24 protein-coding genes are annotated in these 25,005 nt (G+C 63.4%); 6 read left to right on the top strand and 18 right to left on the bottom strand.

The window, feature by feature from the left end; genetic code table 11:
* The first annotated feature begins 23 nt into the window (after window positions 1-23).
* Window positions 24-935, top strand: coding sequence for a hypothetical protein (locus tag MU856_RS04290; RefSeq protein ID WP_263588433.1), 912 nt, complete (start codon window positions 24-26; stop codon window positions 933-935).
* A 398-nt stretch (window positions 936-1,333) separates the two neighbouring features.
* On the opposite strand, the gene MU856_RS04295 is transcribed toward MU856_RS04290, so the two are convergent.
* The 8 genes from MU856_RS04295 to MU856_RS04330 all read right to left on the bottom strand — a co-directional run bounded on the left by MU856_RS04295 (window position 1,334) and on the right by MU856_RS04330 (window position 6,241).
* Window positions 1,334-2,338, bottom strand: a complete 1,005-nt coding sequence (locus MU856_RS04295) for a hypothetical protein (RefSeq protein ID WP_263588434.1) — start codon at window positions 2,336-2,338, stop codon at window positions 1,334-1,336.
* The gene (locus MU856_RS04300; RefSeq protein WP_263588435.1) at window positions 2,331-2,531 is read right to left on the bottom strand and encodes a hypothetical protein; all 201 of its coding nucleotides are present in this window, start codon (window positions 2,529-2,531) and stop codon (window positions 2,331-2,333) included. The genes MU856_RS04295 and MU856_RS04300 overlap by 8 nt, the downstream gene beginning before the upstream one ends.
* A gap of 1 nt (window position 2,532) precedes the next feature.
* On the bottom strand, window positions 2,533-2,928 hold the full coding sequence (locus MU856_RS04305) for a hypothetical protein (protein ID WP_263588436.1): 396 nt from the start codon (window positions 2,926-2,928) through the stop codon (window positions 2,533-2,535).
* On the bottom strand, window positions 2,921-3,109 hold the full coding sequence (locus MU856_RS04310; protein WP_263588437.1) for a hypothetical protein: 189 nt from the start codon (window positions 3,107-3,109) through the stop codon (window positions 2,921-2,923). The genes MU856_RS04305 and MU856_RS04310 overlap by 8 nt, the downstream gene beginning before the upstream one ends.
* Complete coding sequence (locus tag MU856_RS04315) at window positions 3,106-3,300, bottom strand: hypothetical protein (RefSeq protein ID WP_263588438.1); 195 nt, start codon at window positions 3,298-3,300, stop codon at window positions 3,106-3,108. Before MU856_RS04315 ends, MU856_RS04310 begins: the two co-directional genes overlap by 4 nt.
* A gap of 274 nt (window positions 3,301-3,574) precedes the next feature.
* Window positions 3,575-3,769 carry a helix-turn-helix transcriptional regulator gene (locus tag MU856_RS04320; protein WP_263588439.1) on the bottom strand — a complete coding sequence of 65 codons (195 nt, stop codon included), beginning with the start codon at window positions 3,767-3,769 and terminating at the stop codon, window positions 3,575-3,577.
* A gap of 130 nt (window positions 3,770-3,899) precedes the next feature.
* Window positions 3,900-4,904 carry a hypothetical protein gene (locus MU856_RS04325; RefSeq protein WP_263588440.1) on the bottom strand — a complete coding sequence of 335 codons (1,005 nt, stop codon included), beginning with the start codon at window positions 4,902-4,904 and terminating at the stop codon, window positions 3,900-3,902.
* A 74-nt stretch (window positions 4,905-4,978) separates the two neighbouring features.
* The gene (locus MU856_RS04330) at window positions 4,979-6,241 is read right to left on the bottom strand and encodes a tyrosine-type recombinase/integrase (protein WP_263588441.1); all 1,263 of its coding nucleotides are present in this window, start codon (window positions 6,239-6,241) and stop codon (window positions 4,979-4,981) included.
* Between the two features lie 329 nt (window positions 6,242-6,570).
* On the opposite strand from MU856_RS04330, the gene MU856_RS04335 reads away from it, so the two are divergent.
* The 4 genes from MU856_RS04335 (at window position 6,571) to MU856_RS04350 (ending at window position 10,981) form a co-directional block, all read left to right on the top strand.
* Complete coding sequence (locus MU856_RS04335) at window positions 6,571-7,542, top strand: glucokinase (protein WP_234180147.1); 972 nt, start codon at window positions 6,571-6,573, stop codon at window positions 7,540-7,542.
* Window positions 7,543-7,587: 45 nt separating this feature from the next.
* On the top strand, window positions 7,588-8,328 hold the full coding sequence (locus MU856_RS04340; protein WP_234180149.1) for a gamma-glutamyl-gamma-aminobutyrate hydrolase family protein: 741 nt from the start codon (window positions 7,588-7,590) through the stop codon (window positions 8,326-8,328).
* Between the two features lie 203 nt (window positions 8,329-8,531).
* Window positions 8,532-9,905, top strand: a complete 1,374-nt coding sequence (locus MU856_RS04345; RefSeq protein ID WP_263588442.1) for an aspartate aminotransferase family protein — start codon at window positions 8,532-8,534, stop codon at window positions 9,903-9,905.
* A 140-nt stretch (window positions 9,906-10,045) separates the two neighbouring features.
* Window positions 10,046-10,981, top strand: coding sequence for a DUF808 domain-containing protein (locus tag MU856_RS04350; protein ID WP_234180153.1), 936 nt, complete (start codon window positions 10,046-10,048; stop codon window positions 10,979-10,981).
* Window positions 10,982-11,076: 95 nt separating this feature from the next.
* Here MU856_RS04350 and MU856_RS04355 read toward each other — a convergent pair whose 3' ends face one another.
* From MU856_RS04355 to MU856_RS04390, 8 genes are all read right to left on the bottom strand, one after another.
* A complete protein-coding gene (locus tag MU856_RS04355) occupies window positions 11,077-12,207 on the bottom strand; it encodes an ABC transporter ATP-binding protein (RefSeq protein ID WP_263588443.1) in 1,131 nt (376 codons plus the stop codon).
* A gap of 2 nt (window positions 12,208-12,209) precedes the next feature.
* Window positions 12,210-13,055: an ABC transporter permease gene (locus tag MU856_RS04360; protein WP_058813279.1), complete on the bottom strand. Its 846-nt coding sequence runs from the start codon at window positions 13,053-13,055 to the stop codon at window positions 12,210-12,212.
* Window positions 13,055-13,960, bottom strand: a complete 906-nt coding sequence (locus MU856_RS04365) for an ABC transporter permease (RefSeq protein WP_263588444.1) — start codon at window positions 13,958-13,960, stop codon at window positions 13,055-13,057. The genes MU856_RS04360 and MU856_RS04365 overlap by 1 nt, the downstream gene beginning before the upstream one ends.
* A gap of 24 nt (window positions 13,961-13,984) precedes the next feature.
* Entirely contained in the window at window positions 13,985-15,091 is a 1,107-nt protein-coding gene (locus tag MU856_RS04370) for an ABC transporter substrate-binding protein (RefSeq protein WP_263588445.1), read from the bottom strand.
* Between the two features lie 118 nt (window positions 15,092-15,209).
* Window positions 15,210-16,601 carry a glutamine synthetase family protein gene (locus tag MU856_RS04375; RefSeq protein WP_234180161.1) on the bottom strand — a complete coding sequence of 464 codons (1,392 nt, stop codon included), beginning with the start codon at window positions 16,599-16,601 and terminating at the stop codon, window positions 15,210-15,212.
* 7 nt (window positions 16,602-16,608) lie between these two features.
* A complete protein-coding gene (locus tag MU856_RS04380) occupies window positions 16,609-17,952 on the bottom strand; it encodes a transaminase (protein WP_263588446.1) in 1,344 nt (447 codons plus the stop codon).
* Window positions 17,949-19,220, bottom strand: coding sequence for an NAD(P)/FAD-dependent oxidoreductase (locus tag MU856_RS04385; protein ID WP_234180165.1), 1,272 nt, complete (start codon window positions 19,218-19,220; stop codon window positions 17,949-17,951). Before MU856_RS04385 ends, MU856_RS04380 begins: the two co-directional genes overlap by 4 nt.
* 13 nt (window positions 19,221-19,233) lie before the next feature.
* Window positions 19,234-20,580, bottom strand: coding sequence for a glutamine synthetase family protein (locus MU856_RS04390; protein ID WP_263588447.1), 1,347 nt, complete (start codon window positions 20,578-20,580; stop codon window positions 19,234-19,236).
* Window positions 20,581-20,795: 215 nt separating this feature from the next.
* Here MU856_RS04390 and MU856_RS04395 point away from each other — a divergent pair, with 215 nt between their 5' ends.
* Window positions 20,796-22,115 carry an aspartate aminotransferase family protein gene (locus MU856_RS04395; protein ID WP_263588448.1) on the top strand — a complete coding sequence of 440 codons (1,320 nt, stop codon included), beginning with the start codon at window positions 20,796-20,798 and terminating at the stop codon, window positions 22,113-22,115.
* A 93-nt stretch (window positions 22,116-22,208) separates the two neighbouring features.
* Here MU856_RS04395 and MU856_RS04400 read toward each other — a convergent pair whose 3' ends face one another.
* Both MU856_RS04400 and gltX read right to left on the bottom strand, forming a co-directional pair.
* Window positions 22,209-23,495 carry a citrate synthase gene (locus tag MU856_RS04400; protein WP_062902222.1) on the bottom strand — a complete coding sequence of 429 codons (1,287 nt, stop codon included), beginning with the start codon at window positions 23,493-23,495 and terminating at the stop codon, window positions 22,209-22,211.
* 37 nt (window positions 23,496-23,532) lie between these two features.
* Complete coding sequence (gene gltX / locus MU856_RS04405) at window positions 23,533-24,999, bottom strand: glutamate--tRNA ligase (protein WP_234180168.1); 1,467 nt, start codon at window positions 24,997-24,999, stop codon at window positions 23,533-23,535.
* Window positions 25,000-25,005: the final 6 nt, after the last annotated feature.

The raw sequence follows: 25,005 nt of genomic DNA on the forward strand, positions 1-25,005 counted from the left end.
GAGGTCCGGCCCCCGCCGTCCAAGTGACGCCCCGCCTGTTCGCCGAAATGGTCGCGGCGCTTCGGACGGGACAAAGCCAGCAGCAGATTGCCCGCAATGTCGGCCTGTCATTCGGAACCGTGAACCGTTGGCTTGCCCCCGTCGTGGGAATCCTGCGCGAGCAAGGGGAGCTATCCAGCCCCATGCCCCGCAACATCACCAAGCCTGTCAGGCTCACCGCCGAACAGGTCGCGGAGATTGGCGAGCGCGCCAAGACAGCGAACAGCTTGCGCCAGATCGCGGAGGCAATGAATCTCGGCAAGGAAGCGGTGCGGCTAAACGCAACGCCCTTCATCGAGGCCATGCGGGCGGCCGGGACGCTGGGGCAATGCACTTGTGGGCGCGAGCGGTTTCATCCCCATTTCTGCTCCCGCACCGCAACGAATCCCGCTGGACGGTGGGACACACCGGAGCAACGGGAAAAGCGCGCGGCTATCGTCGCAGCCATCATTGCGGGCGACACGTTCGCAGCGATCGGTCAGCGGTGGGACATAACCAGCGAAGGCGCCAAAGGCTATTTGCGCTGGCTCACTCCCGACGAGCGGGCGAAGCGGCGCCAGTTGCAGGCCGAGCGCGGACAGGCCTGCACGTTCCGGCCCCACACCGACCAGCTATATACCCGCATCGCCGCAGCGGTGCCGCGCTGGCTGTCGGAGGCAACGCGAGACGACGCGATCAGCGATATCTATCTCGCAGTTCTGGAGGGGCATCTATCGGCCAACGACGTAGGCAAGGAAGCCAGCCGATACGCTTCGCGGGCAGTCGATCAATGGGAAAGCAAATTCGCCCCGCGCTCGCTCAATGAACCAGCCTATCACGGGGCAAAGCATATGCTTGGCGACAGGATTGCAGACCCGGCCAGCCTTGTGCCGCTGGAGCATCGCCTAGCGGTGTAATGCGAGATAGATCCAATATGGGGGCGTCGGGTTTCGATCCGGCGCCCTTTTTGTTATCCTGCCCGCGCTGGTTGGCGGTGGCGATTAGGAACGTTGCCCCTTAGGGCGGGTGTCGGAATAAGGCCCGCCCGCCAGTATATCTGCCGACATGCGGAGCCTGCATTGACCTGTTTTTTCAGGCGCCGACATGACACGCGTTCTTGAATCCGCTTGATTGTTTTCAACACCGAGCGCCGCCCCCTTTTTACGGCTACGGAAAATTCCGGCCCGATCACCCGGCTAGCCTGTCACCGTTCGCCCCGTGCCTGGACGGCGCATCCCTTTTTATGGTGTCCGAAAATTCGCTCCCGCCCGCCCTATATGGCGTCCAAAAACTCCGGGTCAGCGATCAGCAGGCCCTAAGCGGCAGCCAGCAGGCGCGAGGCGCCACCTTGCGAACCGGCGAGCCGCCGCCAATCTGGACGTGAAAGGCTATCGTCGCGGCGACCATCCAGCGAAGGGACGACGACTAGCCTATTGCCGTCCCTCCACAATAAAGGGACCGCCGCCGATCCACCGGCAGGCGCACCGCTCACCAACGCGAATGCCTCACGACGACCAAGCTCCAGGTGCAGCGGCCCACGATAGGCCTCCGGCAGCCCGCGACCATTGCGGAACTTGCTCATCGTGCCGACCGGCATTGCAATGGCTATCGCAATCTCCGTCGCACTGGCGCCACCGGATGCAATCAGCGCGTTGAGGGCCGTCCGCAATTCGGTGACTGATTGGAAGGTGTTTCCACTGTCGGAAACCACGGCAGGGAGAGCCTGATACTGGCTAACTATATGGGCTGCGGTAGCCTCAACGCGGAAACGCCCCCCAAACCCGCAAGTTTCCGTTTCTCGCGTTGCGGTAGCCTCAACGCCAATATTCCTCTGCGTTGCGGTAGCCTCAACGGGTTTCCACTTTCGCGTTGCGGTAGCCTCAGGACCGATTTTTTCCAAAGGCCGCCAAAGTTTCCACTCATTCGTTGCCTTGTCGCGACCGTTTGGACCCGATGCAATGAACGTCAGGCGATATTCCCGTGCCTTGCTCTTGATGTGGTTTGCGCCCGCCATGCACTCAAGGAAGCCGCGGTCCATTAGCTCGACCAACGCCCGCGAATTGGCGGCATGGTTCTGATTGCCGAGCGCGGCGCCGAGGTTGTCAATCGACAGGCCGATGTGGCCATTGTTGAAGCCGTTGAAGCGTTCGAGAATGACGAGAAAGCAGGAGCGGGCGCGCTGCGACAGGCTCATGAAGGCAGGGCTGCGGAGTAATGCCCTAGGAATCTGGACGAAGCCGCCACCGTCAACACCATGGTCAACGGGCTGCGCCCTTTCCTTGTGGCCCTTCCTGTTGGGCCTTTTTGTTCTGTCAGCCATGCAAAGCTCCCTTCTTGTCTGCATTATCGACGAGCGGGAATCCGGTAGCGTCCGACAGCAATTGCGCCGTGTCGCGGGCGAGCTGGAGATTGGTATAGGTGGACGGACGGGCGAACGAGCGGGGCAGGGCCTCCACCGGGTCACATTGGACCCGGTAGAAGCTCCCCGCGCGCGAAAGGATCACGCGTCCCACGTTAAGCCGCCTTGTCGAACAGATCGGGCGAGCTATCGTCATTGTCAGGCTTGGGCAGATATTCCGCCGCGACCCACAGATTGACCCGAACCCCCGAATTGCCTTCGGTGCGCTCGCCTTTCTTTCCAATCTTCCCTTGCTTCTTGAGGTCCGACAAGCGGGCGCGGCAAGTTGAGAGATCGGGGAAGGGGGAATCCGGCGCGGTGTAAACGTCGTTGGCGCGAACGCCGCGAACCCCCGCCGCCTTTACTACGGCAAGTGCGAAATCGCATTGCGTGACCCGCCCGCCAGTGCGGTTGACGAGGCGGGCGCCATCCTTGCTTGCCTCGTCGTCACGGTGCGGAGCGCCAGCAGGATAGCGCGGCAGATCATCTGTGTTTTGGATATCCTTACGCATGATGGAGAACCTTTCCAGCCTGGCCCACGGCGCGCTTGGCGACCCGTGCAAGCCACTCACGTTGCGCGGGCGAAGGGTGATCGACCCGGCACATGGCCCCGACGAACTTGCGTTCCTTGGGGCCAAGGAACCCGGAGAGCGCCATGAGCCAGCGCGCGGTCTCTTTGTGGTCATCCGTCATGCGGCGACCCCTTCAAACGACAGTCCGGCTTCCTCGCAGAGCTTTTGCAGCCAGACGGATTGCTTGGGGGAAAGTGGGCGATCAGGAAGCCCCGCGACTTGCCCAAGAAACTGGCAGCCTTTCCACGAAAGGCCGTGATAGTGATCGGTGAGAATTGCGAGCGCAGCCGCTCGCGGTGTCATCTTTTCCATGATTATCTCCGATGATTTGCAGACGGGCGCGCCGAGGGGCCGCGAGCTTCGCGGTCGCTGTATCTGCGCCCATGTCGGTTTGCGTCGGCCCACGCATCGCGGGCCTGGAGCATCGAGGCAGCCCACACTTGCGCGGCCCGCCCTTCGTCGCTATTTTCAGAGATACCAGCCCCGACCAAAGCGCTGATAATCTCAGGACGCCGCACCGTCAGAAGGGTGCGGCGTTCGCTGTTTTGGGCCGCCGAGTGCCCGCTATGTTCGCCACCCATAGCACTTAAGCCGCCTGCGCTTCGCTGGTCGAAGCGACCAAATTGCAGGCAAGATATTCGTCCAGATCGGCGCGGCGGTAACGGACCGAGCGACCGAGCTTTGCATATTTCGGGCCTCGACCGGCAACGCGCATCTTATCGAGAGTGTTACACGCCAGCTTGAGATACGCCGCCGCCCCTTCTCGGTTCAGAACTTCCATTGTCATATTGACCTCACTTGGCAGTAGCCAACGCCGACCATCAGCGCGCTACACTGTCCAATTAGGTCAAGGATTCCGGGAGTTTTAGACACCGCCCAAGGCTTGCTAGTAGTAGCCCTAGGGGTGCGGGTTATTCGCCGTAGCCGTTCGCAGGATTGTATGATCTGGACGTTGGCGGCGTCAGCTTCTTTATGGATCGCTCGACAATGCCTTGCACCTTATCGGTATGCGCGGCGCAAATTTGTTTCGCCACCCAATAAACGGTTTGCTCTGGATACTCGTCCCACAATTCCTGCGCCCGCTGCCGAGCCACATGGTCGGCAGTTTTCTCACCACCTGCTATCGCTCCTCGTGCCGCCCCGGCAGCTTGCCGCTCAGCGCGCCGCGCCTCATGTTTCGCCAACGCAAAGCCCGCAAGCATCGCTGAATTTACCAGCGAGCGCAGACGGACATAGGAGCTTGTGTCATCGATTGGCAGCCCATCCAGCATCTCAAACAGCAGATCATGCGCGGCTGCTGCATGATACTTCGCCATATGGTCGGCGCCTTGTTTCCAAGTAGGAGGGCCAGAAAGGTTGCCGAAGCCGACCGGCTCGATTGCCGCGATACGCGCGACTGCATTGTCAAACGCCTCGCGCGACCCGTGCGATATTATCCGGGTGTTGCCGTAGAAGGCGAGGGGGCCAATACCCGTCTCAATGCTGCCATCGGCGCGCGTCAATTTCAGGTAGGCAAGGCGCACCCCGTAGTCATGGGGATGGTGAAGGAATGTCACTTCATCAACCTGCTGCACCCGCTCGACCGTTACCCTATCCCCGGCCTTGGCAAATATGGCTCGCCGGGTGACGCCCTTTTTCGCTTCCTTGAAGTCTGGCGCCGCTGCCTCGCCGGGGAATATCAGGCCGGAATGATGCTCGGCATCGCCCCACACGTGCCACCAAGGTCGCGCCGACCATTCAGCGGCCGGAATGTCAGGATGGGTGAAATCAATTTCGACGCCTTGAAACACCCCAACACGCCCGGTTGTGGCAAGCTCGACCGCTATGCGTCCGTCCTCGCCATCCTGAACCTGTAGGTTAGTAACGCGGCGTATATCGCCACCGAGGCGCACCGGCACTGTTGCAATGTTATTCATCGTGTCGCCTCCGCTGGCGATCCGCACGGAATGATGACGACGCGGCAGCCGGGCGGAAACCGGCCTTTCGGGAGCTACCCTAGCCGCGCCGCCTTGCTCGCGCTCACCGAAGCGAGCGGAACCACGTTGTCCTTTGGATCAATGAGGCCCGCGACATGCGCGCCCCAAGTTTCCAGCGCCTCGCGCTTTTCGTCGGCAAATTCGTAGCGCTGATAAACGCCCGCCATTCCGCTCTTGCGCCTGTTCTGCGCGGCTTCGATCCAGTCGGACGGAATACGCAGACGTTGAAGCCCTGTCGCTGCGCTGCGCCGTAGATCGTGAAAGCGCCATGGTTCAACAGGCGCCTCGTCATCCTCGATCAGATCGGCAATCTGTTCGTCTAACTTTCGTTTTGCCTTGGAGAATCCAGACACCCGCGATTTGCCCGCATCGGTCGTGAGGACGTAGCCCTTCTTGGGCCAGCGCTCCCCGTCAGCCAGTGCGTCGAACAGCGCGACAGCTTGAGGCGACAGGGGGATTAGATGCTCGCGCCCGTTCTTCGCCCTGGAGGCTGGCAGCAACCATTCGGCGCGCTCGCGATCCAGTTCGCGCCAATCAACCGCGGCGACTTCATCCCGGCGCTGCCCCGTAATCAGGAGCAAGCGCACCAGCGCACAAAACACCGGCCCCAATTCCTCGCTCGCGATCCAGACTAGCCGCAACTCCCGGTCGGCCAATACGCGATTACGGCTGGCAACCGGTTTCGGCGCCTCAATATCTTCCAGCGGATTTGCCGCCAGCTCGCCCCGGCCCTTAGACCAGCGCAAAAGGCGATGGATAACCGCATAGACGTTGCGGCGCAGGGCGGGGCCGCCTTCCAGATCATCGAGCAGCGCGATAATCTCAGGCCCGGTGATGGAAGGGAGCGCCCGCTTGCCGAGCTTGGGACGCAGATGCAGGCGCAGCGCGTCCTTCACGAAGCCGCCCGACTTGGGCCACCGCTTCGGAATCTCAAGCGCCTCAAAGCGATCGGCAACAGCATTAAATGTCAGGTCGGTTGCTTCGCGCTGGCGCTGGCGCTTATCGTCGGACGGGTTCCCGCCTTGGTTGACGATGGCTAGCAGCCGCTTCGCTTCCTTCTCTGCCGCGTCTGGCGTCCACGGGCCATGCGGGCCGATGGTGTAACGCTGTGTTGGAGTGCCAGCGCCGCCGAGTCGATATTGCAGGATATAAACCCGCTTCCCGGCTGGCGTGATCTTGACCCCGAATCCCTTGGTTTCGTTATCCCATAGGAAATCGTTGCGAGGACCAGCCCGCATCGCGTCAACCGCGCGCTTGGTTATCTTACCCGTTGCCACCTTGTCGCATACTCGCTTCGGCAATCATCTGGCAATCAGATAGGCGCCAACGCCAGCCAACGCAAGATGAGAACGGGGCATGAACGGTGGCGGAATCGCTGGGGCGCTGGAAACGCCAGCCAATTTGAGAATACGCAGATTGCCGAGGACCACAAAACTACGAATCTGAGGGTCGGACGTTCGAATCGTTCCGGGTGCGCCATTTCCCTTCGGCATCGAAATTCAGGCTTCGCGGGCGCGACCGTGCATAGCTATGCCCTGTTGCATCGCTGCCGGGCCTGCGACATTCCGGACGCGATCCGGCCATGATGGACCGGCAAGGGAGAGTCATGAGCGAAGCCATCGTCACGGTCGATATCGGCGGCACGCACGCACGTTTCGCGATCGCCGAGGTGGCGGCCGGCCGCGTTGTCTCGCTCGGGCCCGAGACGACGCTGCATACAAAAGACCACGCCAGCTTTCAGACCGCCTGGCAGGATTTCGAGCGGCAGCAGGGCGGTGCGCTCCCGCGCGCCGTCGCCATTGCGATCGCGGGGCCGACGCGCGGCGAGATCATTCGCTTCACCAACAATCCCTGGATCATTCGCCCGGCGCTGATCGGCGAGAAGCTGAATGTCGACCGCTATACGCTGGTCAATGATTTCGAGGCGGTCGGCCATGCGGTCGCGCAGGCCGATGCGGGGTATTTCGAGCGGCTGACAGGTCCTGACGAGCCGCTTCCCGCAATGGGAACGGTCAGCGTTATCGGCCCCGGGACCGGGCTTGGCGTTGCGCATGTATGGCGCGACGGGACCGACTATCGCGTCCAGGCGACCGAAGGCGGACATGTCGATTTCGCGCCGCTCGACAGCATCGAGGACGCCATCCTCGCGCGGCTGCGCAAACGCCATCGCCGCGTGTCGGTAGAGCGTATCGTATCCGGTCCTGGCATCGTCGATATTTATGAAACGCTGGCGGCGATCGAAGGGCGACCGATTGCGCCGCTCGACGACAGGACGATATGGGGCCGGGCGATAGGCGGCGAGGATGCGCTGGCGGCTGCGGCCGCGGATCGCTTCTGCCTCTCGCTCGGCAGCGTTGCAGGCGACCTTGCGCTTGCGCAGGGCGCCAGCGGCGTCGTGATCGCGGGGGGGCTTGGCTTGCGTATCCGCGACCAGCTCGTCCGGTCGGGTTTCCCCGAACGCTTCGTCGCCAAGGGGCGGTTCGAGAATTTCATGGCGGCGATCCCGGTCAAATTGATCACCCACCCGCAGCCCGGCCTTTTCGGTGCCGCCGCAGCATTCGCGCGCCAGCATCGCTGAAAAAATCCGCTGGCGCGAGGACGCAAAACGCGGCAGCACGGGGGCATGTCCGCGCGCCCCGTCCTCGGTATTATCGCCTGCAACCGCACCGTCGGGACAGAGGTCGCGCAAACGGTGATCAACCGCTATGCGACCGCCGCGATGCGCTACGCAGATTGCGCGGCGCTCATCATCCCGTCGCTTCCCGATCATATGCAAGCGCGCGAGATCGTCGGGCGGCTCGACGGCGTGCTGCTCACCGGAACGCCGTCGAATGTCGCGCCGGCGCTCTATGGCGATCCGGCGGAAGGCGAGGGGCCGTTCGATCCCGATCGCGACCGGATGATGATCGAGCTTGTCGAAGCGACGATCACCACACAGCGCCCGCTCTTCGGCATCTGCCGCGGTTTTCAGGAGATCAACGTGGCGCTGGGCGGAACGCTGCGCCGCGATACGTCGGCGAGCGACGAACTGCTGCACCATCACGCGCCCGACGATGCCGCTTTCGACGCGATGTTCGATCATCGGCACAAGGTCGATCTCGTCGAAGGCGGCCTGCTTGCGTCGGCCTATGCCGCGCCCTCGCTCGAGGTCAATTCGGTTCATTATCAAGGCATCGGTGCGCTCGCCGACAGCCTGGCGGTCGAGGCGCGCGCGCCTGACGGGCTGGTCGAGGCCTATAGCGCGCGGCCGAACGGCGCGCCGCTGCTCGCGGTGCAATGGCACCCCGAATGGGCGACCGACGGCAATGATCAGAGCCAGACCTATTTCCACCTTCTCGGCCGCGCGCTAAGAGGCGAACTATGAACCGCCGCGTCACCCGATATGATCGCTATCTCGCGCGGATCAGCTTTTCGCCCTGATTGGAGAACTCCCCTCCCGCTGGCGGGAGGGGCGGGGGTGGGGTGAGCCACAGGCGAACGTCCATCCTCTCGTCCTTCGGAGCGCGCTTGCGCGTGCACACCCCCAACCCCTCCCGCCTGCGGGAGGGGAGTTTCAGGATCAGAAACATGCCCCGTAATCACGACATCGCCGAACTGCGCCGTCTCGACGTCGCGCACCATCTTCCCGCGCAGGCCGACTGGGCCGAAATCGAAAAACTCGGCGGCAGCCGCATCATCACCCATGCCGAAGGCTGCACGATCGTCGATGGCGACGGCCACCGTATCCTCGATGGCATGGCGGGCCTCTGGTGCGTCAATGTCGGCTATGGCCGCGAGGAACTGGTCGAGGCTGCGGCAGCGCAGATGCGCGAACTGCCTTTCTATAATACCTTTTTCAAGACCGCGACGCCGCCGACGGTGACGCTCGCGGCGAAGATCGCCGAGCTCACCGGCGGGCGCCTGCCGCACATCTTTTTCAACGCCTCGGGCAGCGAGGCGAACGACACGGTGTTCCGCATGGTGCGCCATTATTGGAAGCTGAAGGGCGAGCCCAAACGGACCGTCTTCATCAGCCGCTGGAATGCCTATCACGGTTCGACCGTCGCGGGCGTATCGCTCGGCGGGATGAAGGCCATGCACGCGCAGGGCGACCTGCCGATCCCCGGTGTCGAACATGTCCGCCAGCCCTATTTCTACGGCGAAGGGCAGGGGATGACCGAGGAGGAATTCTGCGATGCCTGCGTGGCTGCGATCGAGGACAAGATCTTGGAAGTCGGTCCCGAAAATTGCGCCGCCTTCATCGGCGAGCCGGTTCAGGGCGCCGGCGGGGTCATCATCCCGCCCAAGGGCTATTGGCCGAAGGTCGAGGCGGTGGTGCGCAAATATGGACTGCTGCTCGTGGCCGACGAAGTCATCTGCGGCTTCGGGCGCACCGGGAAGATGTGGGGGCATGAAACGATGGGTTTCACGCCCGACCTGATGCCGATGGCGAAGGGGCTTTCGTCGGGCTACCTTCCGATCTCGGCGACCGCGGTGGCGAGCCATGTCGTCGACGTGCTCAAGACCGGCGGCGATTTCGTCCACGGCTTTACCTATTCGGGCCATCCGGTCGCTGCGGCGGTCGCGCTCAAGAATATCGAGATCATCGAACGCGAAGGGCTGGTCGAACGCACCGGCAGCGTGACGGGTCCGCATCTGGCGAAAGCGCTTGCGCCGCTGGACGATCATCCGCTCGTCGGTGAAACGCGCTCGATCGGCCTCCTTGGTGCGGTCGAGATCGTCGCTGACAAGGAGACGCGCGCGCGGTTCGGCGGTGCCGAAGGGACCGCCGGCCCGATGGCGCGCGACGCGTGCATCGCGAACGGGCTGATGGTGCGCGGTATCCGCGACAGCCTGGTCATGTGCCCGCCGCTGGTCATCACCACCGAACAGATCGACGAGATGGTGACGATCATCCGCAAATCGCTCGACGAGGTGATGCCGAAGCTGCGGGCGCTCTAGCGATTTCTTGCCATTCCCGTTCGTGCTGAGCTTGTCGAAGCACTGTTTTCTTCTCTAGACGTGAAGAGAAGAACGGTCCTTCGACACGCTCAGGACGAGCGGGTTGAGGGCATATATATCCAGTAAAAGGATCGACCCCCATGCCATCCGGCCTTTTTGCGCTGCTCGATGATGTTGCCACGATCGCCAAGGTTGCTGCGGCGAGCATAGACGACGTCGGCGCCGCGGCGTCGAAGGCCGGCGCCAAGGCCGCGGGGGTGGTGGTCGACGATACCGCGGTGACGCCGCGTTACGTCACCGGCTTCACGCCCGATCGCGAATTGCCGATCATCTGGCGGATCACCAAGGGATCGCTGTTCAACAAGCTGGTGCTGATCTTGCCGGCGCTGCTGCTGCTGTCGACGTTCCTGCCCTGGGCGATCACGCCGCTGTTGATGATGGGCGGCGCCTATCTCTGCTTTGAGGGTGCGGAGAAGGTCATCCACGCACTGCAGAAGGACAAGACGAGCCTTGCCGAGGACGCCGAGATCGTGGCCGACAAGGATCATGAAGAGACGATGGTGAAGGGGGCGGTGCGCACCGATCTCATCCTGTCGGCCGAAATCATGGTGATCGCGCTCAACGAAGTGCTGGACGAACATCTCGTGATGCGCGGCGCCACGCTTGCGCTGGTTGCGGTGCTGATTACCATCGCGGTCTATGGCGTGGTCGGGTTGATCGTGAAAATGGACGACATCGGCCTGCATATGGCCAAGCGCGGATCGGCGGCGCGGCAGGCGATCGGGCGCGCGCTGGTTAACCTCATGCCCAGTCTGCTGGCGGCGCTCGCGACGATCGGCACGGCCGCCATGTTGTGGGTCGGCGGGCAGATCGTGCTGCACGGCCTGCACGAATATCATATCGGCGGCATCGCCGAAGCGCTCGAATCGCTGGCTCATTCGGTCGCGGGCGGACTTCCGCTCGAAGGGCTTTGGACGTGGCTCATCAAGGCGACCGGCGACGGTATCTTCGGATTGCTGCTCGGCAGCGTGATCGTCGGAGTGCTGCACTTCGTGCCGGGCAAGAGGGCCCATTGATTTCGTCATCCCGGACTTGATCCGGGATCCACCGCGGCGCCGGAAGTCATGGACCCCGGATCAAGTCCGGGGTGACAATGGTGCAAGGGTTGCCGTCAGCCCAGCAAAACCACCGGACTGTCGGCGCGCCAGTGCATGCTGACCTTGTCGTCCCAGGTGAAATCCTCCTGGTCGTGGCGCGACAGATTGGGGCGCGACACGCGTAGCCGCGCGCCCGATTCGAGTTCGATGTCGTAAAGGGTGATATCGCCGAGATAGCTCATGCCCTTGATCGTGCCGCGCGCGAAATTATGCCCCTCGGGGGCGTCCTGCGCCGCGGCGCGCACCGCTTTGCCTTCGCCCGGAACGTGCAGATAGATCTTCTCGGGCCGCAGCGCGACCCAGACGTCGGCGCCATGCGGGCCGGTCACGCCATGATTCAGATAGACGCGCCCCAATCCGGGGCAGTCGACCGCGGCGCGATCGGGTTCGTCGAGCGTCAGCTTGCCTTCGAAGATGTTCACCGAACCGACGAAATCGGCGACGAAGCGATTGGCGGGATATTCGTACAGGTCCGAAGGCCCGGCGAGCTGCGCCACGTCGCCCTTGTTGATCACCGCGATGCGGCTCGCCATCGACAGCGCTTCGTCCTGGTCGTGCGTCACGGTGACGAAGGTGATGCCGACCTGATCCTGAAGATCGGCGAGCTCGAACTGCATCTGCGCGCGCAATTTGGCGTCGAGCGCGGACAGCGGTTCGTCGAGAAGCAGCACCTTCGGCCGCATGATGAGGCTGCGCGCCAGCGCGACGCGCTGCCGCTGGCCGCCCGACATCTGGTCGGGCATCCTGTCTTCGAAGCCGCCGAGCTTTACCAGCTCGAGCGCTTCGGCAACGCGGTCCTTGACCTCGCCGCCGCGCACGCCAGCGATCTTGAGGCCGTAGGCGACATTGTCGGCGACGCTCATGTGCGGAAAGACGGCATAGCTCTGGAACACCATGTTCACCGGCCGCTTGTTCGGCGGGATACCGGCCATGTCCTGCCCGTCGATCAGGATATGGCCTTCGGTCGGCAATTCGAAGCCGGCGATCATGCGCAACAGCGTCGTCTTGCCGCAGCCCGACGGGCCGAGCAGCACGAAGAATTCGCCCGCCATGATGTCGAGGCTGACGTTATCGACCGCAGTCACCTTGCCGAAGCGTTTGGAGATATTCTGGATCTGGATGATCGGCTTGGGCGCGTCGGTCATGGTCAGTGGGTTTCCGCAATGGCTTTGACGCCCTGAAGTTTCAGCGCGACGGCGGTGAGCAGGATGGTGAGGAGGATGAGCAGCGTCGATGCCGCGTTGACTTCGGGCGTCACCGAGAAGCGGACCATCGAATAGACCTTTACCGGGAAGGTGATCGTGTCGGGGCCGCTGGTGAAATAGGTGATGACGAAATCGTCGAGGCTGAGCGTGAAGGACAGCAGCGCGCCCGCGATCAGCGCCGGGCGCATGTGCGGGATCAGCACATCGCGGAACACCGCCCATTCGCCGGCGCCGAGATCCTTTGCTGCTTCCTCCTGCTCGCGGTTGAAGGTGGCGAGGCGCGATCGCACCACCATCGTCACGAACGGAAAGCAGAAGGTGATGTGGGCAATGATGATCGCGCCGAGATTGAAGGGCCAGATCAGGTCGGTCGGCCATTCGAGCCATTTGGCGAAAAAGATCAGGAAGGCGACGCCCATGCATATTTCGGGAACGATGATCGGCAGCGAAATCGTTCCGTCCACCGCGCCCTTCAACGGGAAGCGGAAACGCCAGAGCATCACCGCCGCGACGGCGCCGAGGATCAGGCTGATAAGCGTCGCGAGCGCCGCGATGGTGAGCGAGTTGACGAGCGCTTCGACCAGCACGTCGTTGCCGAGGGCCTTGTCATAATATTTGAAGGTGAAGCCGCGCCAGACGACGTTGCGCTTGCTGTCGTTGAAGCTGAAGATCATCAGCACGACCAGCGGCGCGTAGAGAAAGACCATGACCGCGCCGACCCACAGCCGCATCCATAAGGTGCGGCTATATTCGAGCGGCGCGCGCGGGGTGCGGGAAAAGATCGCCATCAGCGCGCCTCCGGCACCTTGCGCCGCATCGATTGCAGCGCGATCAGGATGAACATCGCATAGATGAGGATGAAAGAGAGCGCAGCGCCGAACGGCCAGTCGTTCGCCTTCTTGAACTGCCGTTCGATAACGTTTGCGATCATCTGGCTGTCGGTCCCGCCCATCAGGTCCGGCGTGAGATAGGCGCCGAGCGCGGGGATCAGCGTGATCATCACGCCGGCGACGATACCCGGCGCGGCGAGCGGCACGACGATGCGCATGATCGTGCGGAAATGCCCGGCGCCAAGGTCGAGGCTTGCCTCGATCAGGCTGCGGTCGAGCCGGTCAAGCGCGGCGTAGAGCGGCAGCACCATGAAGGGCAGATGGACATAGACCAGCCCGAAGACGACCGCGAAATTGTTGAAGAGCAGTTGCACCGGCTCCCATGTCGGAAGCGGCTGCATCCCGACGAGCGTCTTGAGCCAGCTCGCACCGTCCCACAGCGCGCCGAGCCCCTTGTTGGCAAAGCCCTGGGTGCCGAGTAGCATCATCAGTGCGTAGGTGCGGATCAGCAAATTGGTCCAGAAGGGCAGCATGATGCCGAGCAGCAGCCATGGCCGCCATTTCTCGCTTGCGAAGGTGATCGCCATCGCCACGGGAAAGCCGACGATCAGGCAGATCAGCGTAACGAGCGCCGCAACCGCGAAGCTTTTGCCGAAGATCGACAGATAGAGAAATTCGGTCGCGCGCTTGTAATTTTCGAGCGTTCCCGAAAATTCGATCTCGGTCAGGCCGCGGTTCTCGCCGAAGCTGTAGAACCAGACGATCGCCATCGGGATGACGAAGAACAGGAGGGTCCACAGCAGGGTCGGAACCGACACCGCCGCGAAGACCCGCTTGTTCACTTTCCAGTCCTGCTCGGCCATCCCCCCGATGCCCCTTTCAGACCGTTACGACGCCCGCACCTTCGTAAAGGCTTCCTCGTAGAGTGGCTGAAGCTTTTCGTTGAACTTCGCATATTCGCACTTGGCGAGCACGTCCGCGGGCGGGAAGATGACCGGATTGTCCTTGTAGCTGTCGGGCATCAGCGCCTTGGCGGCGGCATTGGGGGTCGGGTAGAGGATCGTTTCGGTGATCTTCTTGTCGACCTCGGCATCGAGCATATAGTTGATGAAAGCGTGGGCGTTCTTCGGGTGCGGCGCACCTTTCGGAATGCACAGCGTATCCGAATTGAGCTGGCTGCCTTCTTTCGGCACAACGAAATCGAGATCAGGATCCTCGGTCATCGCCTGTGCGATGTCGCCATTATATTCGAGCACGACATCGACGTCGCCCTTGAGCAGCAGATCCTGCCCGTCATCCTCGTGGAATTTCTTCACATAGGGCTTTTGCTTGATCATCATCGCCGAAATGGTCTGAATATCCTCCGGCGTCAGCGAATTGACCGATTCTCCGAGATATTTGCCATAGAGGCGGAACATGTCGCCGGCCTCCGACAGCCAGGCCATGCGGCCCTTATATTCGTCGCTGTCGAACAGGACCTTCCAGCTGTCGGGCGCGGTCTTCACCTTCGACTTGCGATAGCCGATGCCCAGAACCAGCCAGGTGTAAGGCATCGAGAATTTGCGGCCCGGATCATAATCGACGTTCAGGAAGCTGGGGTCGATATTCTTCATGTTCGGGATCTGCGCATGATCGAGCGGCATCAGCATGTCGGCGCGCGCCATGCGTTCGACAAAGTCGTTCGACGGCACGATGACGTCATAGCCGGGATTGCCCGCCTTGAACTTCGCGAACAGCGTGTCGTTGCTGTCGAACAGGTCCATCGTGACATCGACGCCCGTCGACGCCTTGAAATCGTCGAGCGTCGTTTCGCCGATATAGGTGTCCCAGTTGTAGAAGTTGAGCTTGGCCTCTTCGCCGTTGGCAAGTTTCTTGTCGCTGCCCTTGCTGCACGCGACGAGGCCGCCGAAGCTGATCCCGATTGCGGCGACGCCCATCGCCTGAAGCAGCGAGCGGCGATTGCGGCCCTGCGCGAGCAGTTCGTTCAAATCCATGGCTGGCCTCCCTGATTGTGACCGCAAGCTGACTCATTAATGTCGGCGTGAAAAGAGGCTTTTTTGCACCGCAACACGAATCCGTGACATTTTCGTGCGTCGTGGCCCAGGCAAGTCGCTATGCGTTGCGCAGATACCAGTCGTAGTCGATCGTCGGCACCGTCCCGAAATAGCGATCCTGTTCGACCCGCTTCACGATGCTGAACATGTCGACGAAGCGGTCGCCGAGATAATCGCGCATCAGCGCCGAGGCGTGGAAGCGGTCGACGGCCGCGAACCAGTTCGACGGCGGCTTGTCGTCGCCCGAGGCGTCGCGATCATAGCCGTTGCCGACGACCGCCGGACCCGGGTCGGTCCGGCTTGTCATTCCGTGATGCATGCCGGCGAGCACGGCGGCTACCGCGAGATAGGGATTGGCATCGGCGCCGCAGGCGCGATGCTCGACATGCCGGCTTGGCGGCGGCCCGGCCGGGATGCGGAAGGACACGGTGCGATTGTTGACCCCCCACGTCGGCGCTACGGGGGCGTAGCTGTTCGCCTTGAACCGGCGATAGCTGTTGGCGTGCGGGGCAAAGAGCGCAAAGCCGTCGCCCACGCTGCCGATCATGCCGCCGATCGCGTGGCGCAGCGCATCGGTGCCCTCCGGATCGTCGCTCGCAAAGATATTGCCGCCCGCGGCATCGTTGACCGAGACGTGGATGTGCATCCCGCTCCCTGCCTGTTCGGCGAAAGGCTTGGCCATGAAGGTCGCTTCGAGCCCATGTTGCTGCGCGATCGCCTTGACCAGGCGCTTGTACATGATGGCGTCGTCGCAGGCGCGCAGCGCGTCCGGCTTGTGGCGCAGCGTCAGCTCGAACTGGCCCGGCGCAAATTCGCTGATCGCGCTTTCGAGCGGCAGGCCCTGCACGTCGGTCGCCGCATAGAGGGCGTCGAAGAAGGGACGAAAGTCGTCGAGTTCACGCAGGCCATAGACTTCGACATTGCGCGGCGTGTCGCGGCTGTAGCCGGGGCGGGCGGGGCGCACAGACCCGTCCCGCGCGCGGCGCGGGTCGAGCAGGTAGAATTCCAGCTCGACTGCAAGCACCGGGGTCAGGCCGTCGGCGGTGTAGCGGTCGATCACGCGGCCGAGCACATGGCGGGGATCGAGGTCGTGCGGCGTGCCGTCGAGTTCATAGAAATCGACAAGGAACTGCGCGGCCTGATCGCCGCCCCACGGGGTGCGGACAAGGGTGCCGGGGATCGGCTTCATCGATCGGTCGGCGTCGCCATCTTCCCAGACAAGGCCTGTTTCGACGGTGTCCTGCCCAGTGATGTCGACGACGGTGATCGAGCCGGGGAACATGCGTCCGCTTTCATAGACAGCGAGCACTTCATGTTGGCGCAGCCGCTTGCCGCGCGGGACGCCGCCCATGTCGGTATAGATCATCTCGATCGAATCGATGTCGGGATTGGCCCGGAAGAATTCCTCGGCCTCCGCCCGCGGCGCGATCACGCCCGACGACTTCGCCATTGCCCCACTACTCCTTCAGCGCCTTGATGCAGTCGGCGAAGCCGCCGACCAGCCGGTCGATCTGGTCGTCGCCGGTCACCGGGCTCACCAACATCATATTGTGAAATGGCGCCAGCAAAATTCCCCGGTTGGCGAGGAAAATGTGGATCGCGGCCTCCAGCGCGGGGTGCATCGCCGCCCTCGCCTCGCCGCCGCTGCGGGGCGGGACGGGACAGGTCAGAAACTCGACGCGGGCGCCGACCTGCGTGACGTGCCAGTCGAGCGACGCAGCGGCGATTTCGCGCTCCAGCCCCGTGACCAGCCGCGCGGCACCGCGCAGCATGGCGTCATAGGCGGTGGGGGTGATGACCTCGCCGAGCATGACGTCCATCGCGGTGATCGCAAGCGCGTTGGCGGAGAGCGTCGTGCCGATGCCGCTATGCCCCGGCGGGCGCGCCCGGTTGAGCGCCGCCATGCGATCCGCGACCGCGACGCTGAAACCATAGACGGCGCACGGCACGCCGCCGCCGATCGACTTTCCGACGACCATCAGATCGGCCATCGGGCCATGCGTGCGGGCATGGCCGCCATAGCCCGACGAGATGCTGTGCGTTTCGTCGAAAACCAGCAGTGTGCCCGTCTCGTCGCACAGGCTGCGCAGCGTTTCGAGGAAGCCCGGCGCGTCCTGCACCATGCCGACGTTGGTCATGACGGGTTCGGCGAGGACGCAGGCGATATCGCCGCCGCGCAGCGCGGCGGCAAGCGCGCCCGCATCGTTGAACTCGATCACCGTCGTCGTGCCGCAAAGATCGTGGACCTGGCCGATCAGGCTGGCGCGCATCACCGGCGCGCCGTCTTTCAGATCGACGAACACATCGTCGACGGCGCCATGATAGGCGCCGTTGAAGGTGAGGATTTTCGGGCGCCCGCTGATCCCGCGGCACCAGCGGATGACGGCGCGATTGGCTTCGCTCGCCGTGGTCGTCACCTGCCATTGCGGAAAGCCGAACATGGCCGAAAGCTTCGCGGCCAGCGCGGCACCGCGGGCGGTGGGCAGCATATAGCTCAGCCCCTCGGCCGCCTGCCGTGCGAGCGCGGCCGCGAGCGCGGGCGGCGAATGGCCGAACAGGCTGGCCGTGTCGCCAAGGCAGAAATCGTCATAGGTTCGCCCGTCGATGCTGGTCAGCGTCGCGTCCTTGGCCGAGGCGGCGACGATCGGGGCCGGGCTGGGCCAATCCTTCATCCAGTGGAAGGGCACCGACTGGAACCAGCCGGTCGCCGCGGCCTGATGCGCGAAAGCGTGCGGGTTGTCGGCGCGGAAACGATCGGCCTCGCGCGCGGCGACGCGGGCGATGGCGGCGTCGGCGATCATCCCAGCCTGTCTTTCAGTGCGTAATAGAGAAGGCCCAGCGTCGCGAGCGGGCGGCGCAGCCATTTGCCGCCGGGGAAGGGGCGCGACGGCAGGCTCGCGAGCACGTCGAAGCGTTCGGCGGTCCCCGCCAGCGCCTCGGCGATCAACTCGCCGACGGTCGTCGTGATCAGCGCGCCATGCCCCGAAAATCCGTGGGCGAAAAAGACGTTCCCGCGCCGCCCGATATGCGGCAGCCGGTTCATCGTCACCGCGACCGCACCGCCCCAGCCATAGTCGATCTTGGTATCGGCGATCTGCGGAAACACCGCGACCATGAACGGACGCACGAACGCGGCGATGTCGCGCGGCGGCGTCTGCGAATAACGCTCGCCGCCGCCGAAGATCAGGCGCTTGTCGGCCGACAGGCGGAAATAGTTGAGCACGAAACGGCTGTCGGCGACCGCGGCGTCGCTGGGCAGCAGTGCATCGGCGTTCGCGAGCGGCGCCGTCGCGATATTATAGTTCATGATCGGTACCGTGTAGCGCCCGAGGTCGGGCTCGACCTCGCCGATCCAGCTATCGGTGGCGTCGATGACGTAACGAGCTTCGATGATGTCCCGTGTTGTGAACAGCCCGCTCGATCCGTCGCTGAAGTTTACAATTTGTTCGACGCGTTCATTCTCCAGGATGCGCACCCCCATGGCCTCCGCCGCCTTCGCTAGGCCGATGGCATAATTAAGCGGGTGGAAATGGCCGCCCTGCGGATCATGGATTCCACCATGATATAAGGGGCTCGAGATATGCGCGCCCATCGCGGATTTTGTGACGACTTCGGTTGTATAACTGAAGCGTGTGTCGAGAAAGGCGGCTTCGCGTTGCATGGCGTCGAAGTCTTTCGGCGTCCACGCTGCCTCCAGATGGCCCGCTTTTAGGTCGCAATCGATGCCATGGTTTTCGATCCGCGCTTTGACGCGATTGTTGCGCCAGCACAGGTCGAACAGTGCATCGGCGCGCTCGCGGCCGAACTCTTCCTCCAACTCGGATGTAGTCCAGCGCAATCCCGGTATCAGCTGCCCGCCGTTGCGCCCCGAGGCCCCGAAGCCGACATGCTCGCGCTCGATTAGGATCACCGAAAAGCCGCGCTCCGCGCAGGCCAAAGCGGCCGAAAGGCCTGTGAAGCCGCCGCCGATCACAGCGACGTCGCACTCCAGATCGTCCGCCGTTGAACGAAGCGGCCGCCACGGATTCGCCGTCGCGGCATAATAGCTGTGGCTCAGCGGGTCGGTCATGGCGTCGCGCGCGTCAAACGCGCATCAGCAGATGTTCGCGCTCCCAGCTCGACACCACCGACTGATAGTTGAACAGCTCATAATCCTTCACGGCGTAGAAGATTTCGAAAAAATCGTCGCCGAGCAGGTTGCGGACCTTCTTGCACGAGCTGAACCGGTCGAGCGCGGCTTCCAGCGTGCGCGGCAGGGTGCGGGCGCGGTTATAGGCGCTGCCGGTGATCGGCTTGGGCGGAACCATGCGGTCGATCATGCCGATATAGCCGCAGACGAGCGAGGCCGCGATCGCCAGATAGGGATTGCTGTCGGCGCCGGGCAGGCGGTTTTCGACGCGGCGGTTATTCTTGTCGGACACTGGAATGCGAAAGCCGCATGACCGGTTGTCGACGCCCCACTGGACGTTGATCGGCGCCGCGCTGTCGGGACGCATCCGGCGAAAGCTGTTCACATTGGGCGCCCACATGGGCGAGATTTGCGGCATGAAGCGAATCAGCCCCGCGACATAGGATCGAAAGGCCGCGCTGTCGCGGCCGTTGGCGGTCGCGAACAGGTTGCGCCCCGTCTCGGCATCGACGACCGATTGGTGAATGTGCATCGCGCTTCCCGGCTGACCGGCCATCGGGTTCGCCATGAAGGTGGCATAGACGCTGTGTTGTTTCGCGACGTTGCGGACGACGCGTTTGAAGAGAAACACCTCGTCGGCGAGCCGCAGCGGATCGCCGTGCATGAAATTCACCTCGAGCTGTGCGGCGCCCATTTCGTGGATCATCGTGTCGATATCGAGCCCCATGAGCTCGCAATCGTCATAGATATGATCGATGATATCCTCATATTCGTTCATGGCTTCAAGGCCATAGGGCTGGCTCGCGGTTTCCGCCCGGCCCGACTGGCCGGTCGGCGGCGTCAACGGAAAGTCGGGGTCGGTGTTCTGCGAGACGAGATAGAATTCGACCTCGGGCGCGATGATCGGCTTCCATCCCTTGTCCTGGTAAAGGCCCAGCACCTTTTTCAGGATCGTCCGCGGCGCGATATCGACCTCGGTCCCGTCGCCATTATAGGCATCGGCAATGACGAAGGCCGTCGGCGAGGTGAAGCCCGGCGCGACGCAGATGGTATCGGGGTCGGCAAGCAGGATCTTGTCGGGATCCTTGTCCCAGATATCGTCGATATCCTCGGGATAATGGCCGTCGATCGTGCAGATGAAGACGCTGCCGGGGATACGCAGCGACTTGTCCTTGACCGAAGCGAGGAATTTCTTGGCGGGCAGAACCTTGCCGCGCTGGACCCCGTTGATGTCGGGAACGATACATTCGACTTCGTCGATATTATGGTCGCTGATCCATTGTTCCAGATTGGCTGACATGCGCCCCCGATTGGGCCGAGGAGCCGGCCCGTTTGTGGAAGGTGCAGCGTATAGCGAAGTCCGCCGGAGCGCCAGAGGGGCCGTTATCGGTCATTTCGGGCATTGCCAGTCGCACGGTAGCTCGCCAGATTGCGCCCAGATTACGCATCGTCATTGCGAACGGATTGCCGCGTCGCCTTCGGCTCCTCGCGATGACGATTCTTGGGAAGAGGAACATGACGATGCAGGGTGACAACGACCAGCTGGCAAGCTTCTGGATGCCCTTCACCGCGAACCGTTCCTACAAGGCCCATCCGCGCCAGCTCGTCGCAGCGAGCGGGATGTATTATCAGTCGGGCGACGGACGCCGGATCCTCGACGGCACCTCGGGCCTCTGGTGCAGCAATGCCGGCCACTGCCGGCCCGAAATTGCCGAAGCCATCGCCAAGGCGGCGACAACGCTCGATTTCGCGCCGACCTTCCAGCTTGGCCATCCGCTGCCCTTCGAGCTGGCGCAGCGTCTCGCGGCGCTGATGCCCGAAGGGCTCGACCGGATATTCTTTACCAACAGCGGGTCCGAATCGGTCGATACCGCGCTCAAGATCGCGCTCGCGGTGCAGCGCGCGAAGGGGCAGGGGACGCGCACGCGGCTGATCGGGCGCGAGCGCGGCTATCATGGCGTCGGTTTCGGCGGAATCAGCGTCGGCGGGATCGTCAGCAATCGCCGCACCTGGCCGGGGCTGCCCGGAACCGATCATCTGCGGCACACGCACGATCTGGCGCGCAACGCCTTTACGCGCGGTTTCCCGGCACACGGCGCCGAACTCGCCGACGACCTTCAGCGGCTCGTCGACCTGCATGGCGCCGAAACGATCGCGGCGGTGATCGTCGAGCCGATGGCGGGATCCACCGGCGTGCTGATTCCCCCGGCCGGTTATCTCCAGCGGCTGCGCGAGATCTGCGACCGGCATGGCATCATCCTGATCTTCGACGAGGTAATTACAGCATTCGGCCGGGTCGGCGCGGCGACCGCTGCCGAGGCGTGGGGGGTGACCCCCGATATCATCACCATGGCGAAAGGGCTCACGAACGCGGCGGTGCCGATGGGCGCGGTCGCGGTGAAGAGCGAGCTGCACGACGCGGTGATCGAAAGCGTGCCGGGCGGGATCGAGCTGTTCCACGGCTATACTTATTCGGGCCATCCGCTTGCGAGCGCGGCGGGGCTCGCGACGCTCGATCTTTATGCGCGCGAGGGGCTGTTCGAACGGGCGAACGAACTCGCCGGCTATTGGGAGGATGCGGCGCACAGGCTGAAGGGGCGGCGCCACATCATCGACATCCGCTCGATCGGGCTTGTCGCCGGCATTGAGCTCGAACCGCGACCCGGCGCCCCGACGGCGCGGGCGATGGAGTTGTTCCACGCCGCCTTCGACAATGGGCTTCTGGTCCGCGCGACGGGCGACATCATCGCGCTGTCGCCGCCGCTGATCGTCGAAAAGGCGGAGATCGACGCGATGTTCGGCAAGCTTGCCGAGCTTCTGGAGCGCATCGATTGACGGCTCCGCTCTGGCGGGCGCACAAAAAAGGGACCGCACATGCGGCCCCTTTCTGCAATCGATTCTGAACCGGGACAGGCTCCCGGTCCGTCCTCAGCGCTTGTCGACCGGGACGTAGGCGCGCTGCGTCGGGCCGGTGTAGAGCTGGCGTGGGCGGCCGATCTTCTGCGCGGGGTCCGAGATCATCTCGTTCCACTGCGCGACCCAGCCGACGGTACGGGCGAGCGCGAACAACGCGGTGAACATCGTGGTCGGGAAGCCGATCGCCGACAGGATGACGCCCGAATAGAAGTCGACATTGGGGAAGAGCTTCTTTTCGACGAAATAATCGTCGTTGAGAGCCATTTCCTCAAGCTGCAGCGCGACGTCGAAGACCGGATCGTTGACCTTGAGCGCGGTGAACACCTCGCGCACGGTTTTCTGCATCACCGTCGCACGCGGGTCGTAATTCTTGTACACGCGGTGGCCGAAGCCCATCAGGCGGAACGGGTCATCCTTGTCCTTCGCGCGCGCGATATATTCGGGGATGCGTTCGGGGCGGCCGATTTCGCGCAGCATGTTGAGCGCGGCTTCGTTGGCCCCGCCATGCGCCGGTCCCCACAGGCAGGCGATGCCCGCCGCGATGCACGCGAAGGGATTGGCGCCCGACGAACCCGCAAGGCGAACGGTCGAAGTCGACGCATTCTGCTCATGGTCGGCATGCAGGATGAAGATGCGGTCGAGCGCGCGGACGACCGCCGGATCAACCTCATATTCCTCGGCCGGAACGCCGAAGGTCATGCGCAGGAAATTATGCGTGTAGCTGAGGTCGTTTTGCGGATAGATGAAGGGTTGACCCACCGAATATTTATAGGCCATCGCCGCGATCGTCGGCATCTTGGCGATCAGGCGGTGGCTCGCGATCATGCGCTGGTGCGGATCGTGGATTTCGGTCGAATCATGATAAAAGGCCGACAGCGCGCCAACGACGCCGCACATGATCGCCATCGGGTGCGCGTCGCGGCGGAAGCCGCGATAGAAGGTCGCAAGCTGTTCGTGCAGCATCGTGTGGCGCGTGATCGTGGTATCGAACTTCGCCAGCTCGTCGCCGCTCGGCAATTCGCCGTTCAGGAGCAGATAGGCGACCTCCATGAAGGTCGAATGTTCGGCAAGATCGCCGATCGCATAACCGCGGTGGAGCAGGACGCCTTCGTCGCCGTCGATATAGGTCAGCTTCGACTCGCAGCTCGCGGTCGAGGTGAAGCCCGGATCATAGGTGAAGGCGCCGGTCTGGCCGTAGAATTTGCGGATGTCGACGACGTCGGGGCCGACGGTGCCCTTCAGCACCGGACTCTCGACAATCTTGTCGCCCAGGGTGATTTTCGCGGTCTGGTCGGTCATATTTTTTCCCCTGATCTGCGGGCGGGAGAGTGAGTGGCTACGCCCCTGCCGGATAATTGTGCGCTGCGTCAAGTCGCGCCAGGCTCTCGTCGCGCCCCAATAGCAGCAAGACGTCGAAAATGCCCGGAGAAACGGTGCGGCCGGTCAGCGCGGCGCGCAGCGGTTGAGCCAGCTTGCCAAGGCCAACTCCGGCCGACTCGCTCGTCTCGCGCACCGCCGCCTCGATGGCATCGTGCGACCAGTCGCCGAGCGCGCGCAGGCGGTCGGTGACATTCGCCAGCAAGCCTTCCGGGGCTTCGGCGATTAGCGCGGCAGCTTTCTCTTCGACCGCCAGCGGACGCACAGCAAACAGGAAGACGGCGCCCTCGGCAATCTCGTCCAGCGTCTTGGCGCGCGGCTTGAGCACGTCCATCGCGCGCGCCAGCAATGCGCGGTCGTCGCTGTCGAGCGCGCGGCCGACCAGCGTCTCGATGCGCGGCGCCACCAGGCCCGCAAGCCGGGCATCGTCGGCCTCGCGGATATAATGACCGTTCAGATTCTCGAGCTTCTTGAAATCGAAGCGCGACGGCGAGCGGCCGACATTCGCAAGATCGAACCATTCGACCGCCTGCTCGCGGCTGATGATTTCGGCATCGCCATGCCCCCAGCCGAGGCGGAGCAGATAATTGTTCACCGCCTCGGGCAGATAGCCAAGCTCGTCGCGATAAGCATCGACGCCGAGCGCGCCGTGGCGTTTCGACAGCTTTGCGCCATCGGCGCCGTGGATCAGCGGGACGTGCGCATAAACCGGCTCGCGCCACGCCATTGCACGGATCAGCGCGAGTTGGCGGAAGGCGTTGTTCAGGTGATCGTCGCCGCGGATGACATGGGTGATCCCCATGTCGTTATCGTCGACGACGACGCTGAGCATATAGGTCGGGGTGCCGTCGCTGCGGAGCAGGATGAAATCGTCGAGCTCGGCATTCTGGACCGTCACCTCGCCCTGCACGCGGTCGTGGATCGTCACCGCACCGTCCTGCGGCGCGCGCAGGCGGAGGACGTGCGGCGCGGCGGGATCGCCGTCGTCCCGGTCGCGCCACGGGCTGCGGACGCGGAAGGGGATGCGCTTTTCCTGCGCTTCGGCGCGCATCGCGGCGAGTTCATCCTGCGTCAGATAGCAGCGATAGGCCGCGCCTTTGGTGAGCAGCTCGTGTGCAACCTCGGCATGGCGTGCCGCGCGCGCGAACTGATAGACGGTCTCGCCGTCCCAATCGAGGTCGAGCCACTGCATCCCGTCGAGAATCGCGTCGATCGCGGCGTCGGTCGAGCGTGCGCGGTCGGTATCCTCGATCCGCAGCAGGAACTTGCCCCCGTGATGGCGTGCGAAAAGCCAGTTGAACAGCGCGGTCCGCGCGCCGCCGATGTGCAGATATCCCGTGGGGGAGGGGGCGAAGCGGGTGACGACGGCGGCGCCCGTCGCTTCGGGGGTCGCTTTTGCCAATTCGGTTTTGTTTTCGGTTGCCACTCTGGC

The sequence above is a fragment of the Sphingopyxis sp. GC21 genome (assembly GCF_025727575.1).
In the GTDB taxonomy this organism is placed as follows: domain Bacteria; phylum Pseudomonadota; class Alphaproteobacteria; order Sphingomonadales; family Sphingomonadaceae; genus Sphingopyxis; species Sphingopyxis terrae_A.